Genomic DNA, 6,193 nt, shown 5'->3' with positions numbered 1-6,193 from the left:
CAGAACCTGCGGATGCAGGGGCAATACCTGGACCGTGAGACAGGGCTGCACTACAATCTGTTCCGGTATTACGACCCGGACTGCGGGCGGTTTACGCAGCAGGACCCGATAGGGCTGGCGGGGGGGATAAACCTTTACCAGTATGCGCCGAATGCGCTGGGGTGGGTGGATCCGTGGGGGTTAAAATGTGGTTTTTCTCAAAAAGATCGTATAACACAAAGATGGGTGGATAGATTAACAGGGAAAAAACCCGCTGATGTTCATAATATTTTGACATCCAAAGGTTGGACGAGAACATATCCACAAGCCAATAAACCAGGAGCTATCCAACATATTCAATATGTCAAAACAACAAAATCAGGTACTACGTACAAATTAGATTATCATCCCGGAGGGACTCCAACTCAACCTAATATTCATGGTAATGATTACTGGAAAGTTTATCGAGAAGTTGATGGTGCCGATGTAGTATATGGGAGAATTGGTCATGGAGAGTTTAAAAATTATGATTTAATAACCGATTCACCTGTTTATGTTGACGGAGTTTTACTTAATGGAGGGGTGTAAAATGATTGATTTTAATGCTGATATTTTATCAGGAAGAGCACTAGGTAACGTTTTTTTGGGGGATAATATCAGTAAGTACATAAGCGAGTTATATGCTGGCTATAAGGTAACTTACTTTGATTATTTCTTGCCTGATGATAAGAAAAGGCTTGCATATATTGTAGATGACACAATGACAATCGCTACCCTTGAAGACGGAACGATCATTTCTATTGGTTGTAACGTAAACTATAAGGGGAGTTATAATAAAATATTACAAGCAGGCCAAACGATGAGGGAAATAATAGAGTTGACTTACAAACAGCGTATATTTAATGGCTGTATCATTATAAATGACGACTTTGGTTTTTCATTCGAGTTGCCAGCGCCATATGATGAAATTGCAGATAGCATTGCACATGTTCCACTAGATCTTGTTCTTAATGAAATCCGTGTTGCTGATTACTCTGATTGGAACCCACAAAAAATAAAACGCTGAAGTGTGGGTTAGGGTTGATCCCTCGGATTATTTACTTTACATAAAACCCTGGGTAAGCATTCGCTGGAGTCATGACATCCACTGTCGTAAGTAAAATACCCAGCGCCTCTTGCAGCGCCGCTGGGATTACTACTACCGCAATAACCTGGTGCGCGAAGAGCGGGACGATAATCCGTTCAAATGGTACCGCTGGCAGTACGACAGACAGTACCGGGCGTCTCCTGGTTCAGGACGGCACGCTGGCCGGAGAGGAGCAGGGGTGCTGGGATGCAGCCGCTAACCCGCTCGAAGGTTCTGTTGAGAACATTACGCACAACCGCCTGACACAGCTGAATGATATTCGCTGGCGTTATAATACCCATGCTTGCACTAACGGCCAAACCCGAGGAACCGCAACAAACCGCAGACGCAGGTCAGCTTCCGCTACGATCCGCTCGGTCGCCGCAACAGTAAAACGCGACGCCAGAAGCTGGGCGGACAGCCAACCGGCAAGCCATCACCACCCGGTGTGTCTGGGAATGACTGCCTGCTGGGGGAAGCGCACGGGGATGTGCTGTTCACCTACGTCGACGAAAGTGGTCAGGACAACTACGATTTGCTGGCGCGTGTAGATAGTGTTGATGCTTCATATATCTTCTGGGTCCATTGCCAATCCAATGGCACGGCGCAACCGATAACTGATATCTAAAAGCAGTAATTTTGATGCAGGTTCGAGTATTGGTAATGTTTTTCCATAACAGCCAGATGGAACAAGAATAAAAGTCTAGGGAATATAATGAGTGATAAGATCATGCAAACAGTAGATCTGCTAATTTCACATAGTCAAATATTGTTACGATCCAGAGACTATGACGAAAAGCTGAGTCAGTGGGGAAAAGGTAATATTTCTCAAGGCGCTGTTCTACACAAGGATTATGTTGTATTCGATCCATTACCAGAAGACGCATTTGGAGCAAACGTTAATATCAAAATAGATAATTCTTTTAAATTAGATCAAAATGCACAACGCTGTATTGTTGTTCCATTTCTTATTACGGATAAAAATAAGATCCAGATCGCATCTGCGACAGAGAAATTTGATGTGAGCATTAACGTAACCGGCAAGATTTATTCGCTCTTTTATGAGGTTTGTGAAGGGTTCGAGATTTATTATAATTTTACTCTTGTGCCTGAAAAAGAAGCAATCCCTGCTAAGTTTTTATTAGACGACCCTTGGGGAGGGAAAAAATACAATCCTCTAAAAGAGGGTTTTTTTTAAAGTTAATAATAACTAAATCGAATGAAAAAAATCATACGTTAAACAAGAAGTTCATCACATGAACCTCTTTAACGAAGTAATCTTTCCCTTCCGCACGCATCTTGCCTGCTTCTTTCGCGCCTTGCTCACCCTTGCAGGTGATAAAGTCTTCAAACGCGATAGTCTGCGCACGACTGATGCCTTCTCAAAGTCGGTGTGGATCTTACCGGCCGCGTGAGGCGCAGTCGCACCGACAGGGATGATTCACGCGTTCACTTCTTTCACGCCCGCGGTGAAGTAGGTTTGCAGGCTGAGCAGCTCATAGCCCGCGTGGATCACGCGGTTCAGCCCCCGCTCGGCCATGAACTCTTTATGGTCGCCGTCGCTGATTTCAGCGATATCGGATTCAACCGCGGCGTAGACCGCTACCTCTACAGAACCTTTACCGCTTGAAGACTCTGCTGAGAAGGTCACGCACAACCGTCTGACGCAGCTGAACGTCATTCGCTGGCACTACCTATACATGGCACCATGTCGATGATTTTGACCCAGCCACAGGAAGGACAACAATGCAACTAGTAAAAACTTCTTCGCATGAAGCTACTTTCCCACACAAAGGCTCAGTTTCACAATTCGAGAAATATTTTGGTGTAGAATATGGATCCCAAGAAGCTATTGCTATATCACATTCTAGAGGCTGGTTGAAGGGGCGTGTTCCGAAAAAATTGCGTGCAAACTGTCACCATTGAAGTATAAATCTATGAATCATTTCAGTAACTGTGAAAAAAAGATTGGACGTGCAGATATTGCTAAAATCGAAGAGAAATTATCTTTTACCCTTCCGGATGATTTTGTTTCACATTATCTGCAATTTAATGGTGGCACTCCTGAGAAAAGTTGGTGGGACGGTGATGAAGATTTTGAGCCAGTAGAGGCCGCAGGTTTTAAACCGTTTGTTTATAATGCTCAGACAAATGATGATCCTAGATCTTTAATTGACGGCTGCTATATCAGCATGTTGTATCGGGAAGTGATTCCTAATAACCTGCTTCCTTTCGCAAATGATTGGGGAGGGAACTTCTTTTGTCTGAATTTAGATAATTATTCAATCGTATATTTTGCTACAGATTCTTTTGATGAGGATTTGACTATACAAGAAAATCACACAAAACTTCAAAGATATCTAACAAATTCATTTTTCAACTTTGTTGACGGATTAGTAGCAGAAGAGGATCTTTCTTAAAGAATACCCTTAGATTGAATCGATTTATATAATTCTAATGCTGATGTTTTGCTATTCGTATTCTTAATAAAACTCTGTGGCACACGTCGTAGGGTTTTGTTATAAAACAGCATGGAGCGCTTTGTGATGAGAACGTACCAAGGATTCCTGGAAGAATAAATTAGGTTAAAACATGATGATATTCCCGTTAGCAATAGACAGGTAGAAAAAATTGATTGGTTTGTTAATCTTGTCTACAGCGATCAGGACAGCTACGATCCGCTGGCACGTATTGACGGCGTGGAAGCGCCGGAGATTTTCTGGTTCCACTGCCAGCCGAACGGCACGCCGGAGCGGATGACGGATATCGAAGGGCAGGTGCGCTGGGCAGGGGTGAACAGCGCCTGGGGCAAGCTGCTGCGGGAAAGTGAGACGCAGGTATCAGGATATTCTCAGAACCTGCGCATGCAGGGGCAATACATCGATCATGAGACAGGGATGCGCTACAATCTGTTCCGGTATTACGACCCGGACTGCGGACGGTTTACGCAGCAGGACCCGATAGGGCTGGCGGGGGCATTAACCTTTACCTGTATGCGCCGAATGCGCTGGGGCGGGTGGATCCTTGGGGATTGAGTAGGTATTCATCCTCAGGTAAATATAAGCCTGGAACAATTCTGGGACGTACAATTTATAAAAATACTGTTGACATACATCCTGGAGTTCCTAAGTCAGTTCATCCTTCAATCAAATCGAAAGTTAAGGATGGTTGAACAAATGTTGATTTGCTGAAAAATAGCTATGCTCCGATTGGCACGGATGGAAAACAAGTCAATCTTCATCACGTTCTTGGACAAGAACTTGGACCAATGGTGGAAATTCTATCATCTACGTATAAGCTGTATCATAAGCAATTGCATGGATTAATCGAGAGCGGTGGTAGTTTTAGAAATATTCCTGAACTTGATAGACAGTACAACAGATTCAGAAGTGCGTATTGGAAGTTGATAGCATTAGATTTTTAATAAGGTGTAAAAATGATGACTGTCAAAACTGCAATTGAATATTTGAACAATAATGCGACAGACGAAGTTTTTTGGTTAGGTCAACTTGATATAGAACAGATTGACTTACTTGAAAATAACCTTGGCATTAAACTCCCTCATGATTTTCGAGAGTTTTTACTTTTGGTTGGGGGCGGAGGGGGGATTGGAGAGGAGATTTCAGGAATAGTGGATAATAATGCTCTTGAAGAGTCAGGAGGTGCTGTTTTTTACGATACAATATATTGCTGCAATGAATTTTCACTTCCTGAAAATTATGCTGTTATATATCTAAAAGATGATGAAGTTTGCTGGTGTATAGATTCTGGCAGTGAGGGTTTTGGAAGGGTTGTTAATTATGATCTGTTTTCCAAGAATACGACAAACATCATAAGTTCTTCGTTTTCTGAATTTTTTGATAATTATGTTAAGTTGCGGACGTGATTAGAGGCATGAATGCCAATTGAATTCATGAAAGATTTTCCAAACTGTTAAGGCCTAAGAGAAACTTTGGGCCTTATGGCGCCAGCTTTTTTTGACTCATACTGGTTTATATTATATGAGAATTGATTAAATATTGAAAAATATGCATGCCATAATACATCTACAAATAAATACTTCAATCATGGTTATTTATGGTTTAGTGTCACTAAAACATAGAGTTAGCGATGATGCAGATTGGTGGAACCTTCCAGAAGATGAAGTTGAAGAAGTAAATAAAGGGAATGTATTATTTCTCAATCTTGGAAAAGATGGTGCCTATAAAGTCCATTTTAAAAATGATGTTGATTAATATACCGAATTGCTATTTTTAAACGTACCTTCTGGAAAGGTTTTCATTGGGGCAGGAGACGATGTCACGGGCGGAGCTCTTGAGCCTGATGACTCAGATGTTATATCAGGTGAGTTTATTACTTTAGAACCTGGTAGTTAGGAGGTTAAATATAAAAAGCATGGTTCAGATGCTCTAATTTCCTTTGCAAAATCAACGTTTACTGAAAACTCATTAGAAGAGGGAATTTATCTCTGAATGAATATCCACACCCTGGCGTGGATTTTTTCATCCAAAAAAATGTTAAACAATTAGTTCATCACGTAGCCATTTTTAACACTATTATTTTTTCCTTATGCACGCATCTTGCCTTTATCGCGCCTTGCTTACCCTTGCCTTCAATAAGCTGTCAGTATACTCGCGACGAACAACTCCACCCTGAGAAAAGCCCCACAGTGGCGACTGACCACCCGCAGCGAATACGACCCCTTGGCCGCCTGCATCGGCGGGGCGTCTTTACCGGCAACGCTCAGCGCCCGTCGCCGCGCCGCTGGTCCCGCCGCTGCGATTATGACTACCGCAATAACCTGGTGCGGGAAGAGCGGGACGATAACCCGTTCAGCTGGTACCGCTGGCAGTACGACAGCGCCGGGCGTCTGCTGGTTCAGGACGGTACGCTGCCCGGCCAGGAGCAGTGGCGCTGGGATGCAGCCGGTAATCCGCTTGAAGGCTCTGCTGAGAAGGTCACGCATAACCGCCTGACGCAGCTGAACGGCATTCGCTGGCGCTATGACATCCACGGCCGCACCGTGGAGAAGGATAACGGCCAGACACGCTGGCACTACCGCTACGACGGTGAACACCGCCTGACGGA

At 43.6% G+C, this 6,193-nt stretch carries 8 protein-coding genes and 5 pseudogenes; 11 read left to right on the top strand and 2 right to left on the bottom strand.

Annotated elements, in window-relative coordinates:
• From ACWKXT_RS24110 to comJ, 4 genes are all read left to right on the top strand, one after another.
• On the top strand, positions 1-567 hold a 567-nt coding region (locus ACWKXT_RS24110), incomplete at its 5' end, for an RHS repeat-associated core domain-containing protein (protein WP_454542702.1).
• 1 nt (position 568) lies between these two features.
• On the top strand, positions 569-1,045 hold the full coding sequence (locus ACWKXT_RS24105; protein WP_454529604.1) for a hypothetical protein: 477 nt from the start codon (positions 569-571) through the stop codon (positions 1,043-1,045).
• Positions 1,046-1,116: 71 nt separating this feature from the next.
• Positions 1,117-1,656: a hypothetical protein gene (locus ACWKXT_RS24100; RefSeq protein ID WP_454529603.1), complete on the top strand. Its 540-nt coding sequence runs from the start codon at positions 1,117-1,119 to the stop codon at positions 1,654-1,656.
• A gap of 164 nt (positions 1,657-1,820) precedes the next feature.
• The gene (gene comJ, locus ACWKXT_RS24095; protein WP_454533515.1) at positions 1,821-2,303 is read left to right on the top strand and encodes a competence protein ComJ; all 483 of its coding nucleotides are present in this window, start codon (positions 1,821-1,823) and stop codon (positions 2,301-2,303) included.
• A gap of 31 nt (positions 2,304-2,334) precedes the next feature.
• On the opposite strand, the pseudogene ACWKXT_RS24090 reads toward comJ, so the two are convergent.
• Positions 2,335-2,504, bottom strand: a pseudogene (locus ACWKXT_RS24090) (DUF933 domain-containing protein).
• A 42-nt stretch (positions 2,505-2,546) separates the two neighbouring features.
• Complete coding sequence (locus tag ACWKXT_RS24085) at positions 2,547-2,756, bottom strand: hypothetical protein (RefSeq protein ID WP_454533514.1); 210 nt, start codon at positions 2,754-2,756, stop codon at positions 2,547-2,549.
• A 38-nt stretch (positions 2,757-2,794) separates the two neighbouring features.
• Here ACWKXT_RS24085 and ACWKXT_RS24080 point away from each other — a divergent pair.
• From ACWKXT_RS24080 to ACWKXT_RS24050, 7 genes and pseudogenes are all read left to right on the top strand, one after another.
• Positions 2,795-3,031: pseudogene (locus tag ACWKXT_RS24080) on the top strand (HNH endonuclease); the annotation flags it as partial.
• Between the two features lie 11 nt (positions 3,032-3,042).
• A complete protein-coding gene (locus ACWKXT_RS24075; protein ID WP_454529600.1) occupies positions 3,043-3,525 on the top strand; it encodes an SMI1/KNR4 family protein in 483 nt (160 codons plus the stop codon).
• A gap of 228 nt (positions 3,526-3,753) precedes the next feature.
• Positions 3,754-4,277 (top strand): annotated as a pseudogene (locus tag ACWKXT_RS24070) (RHS repeat-associated core domain-containing protein); the annotation flags it as partial.
• Positions 4,278-4,289: 12 nt separating this feature from the next.
• The gene (locus ACWKXT_RS24065; protein WP_454533513.1) at positions 4,290-4,529 is read left to right on the top strand and encodes an HNH/ENDO VII family nuclease; all 240 of its coding nucleotides are present in this window, start codon (positions 4,290-4,292) and stop codon (positions 4,527-4,529) included.
• A 12-nt stretch (positions 4,530-4,541) separates the two neighbouring features.
• Complete coding sequence (locus ACWKXT_RS24060; protein WP_454533512.1) at positions 4,542-4,991, top strand: SMI1/KNR4 family protein; 450 nt, start codon at positions 4,542-4,544, stop codon at positions 4,989-4,991.
• Positions 4,992-5,133: 142 nt separating this feature from the next.
• A pseudogene (locus tag ACWKXT_RS24055) lies at positions 5,134-5,481 on the top strand (DUF6386 family protein).
• Between the two features lie 200 nt (positions 5,482-5,681).
• Positions 5,682-6,193: pseudogene (locus ACWKXT_RS24050) on the top strand (RHS repeat domain-containing protein); the annotation flags it as partial.

It is taken from the genome of Enterobacter sp. UPMP701 (assembly GCF_053709515.1).
This window is presented reverse-complemented; position numbering and strand designations above follow the sequence as displayed.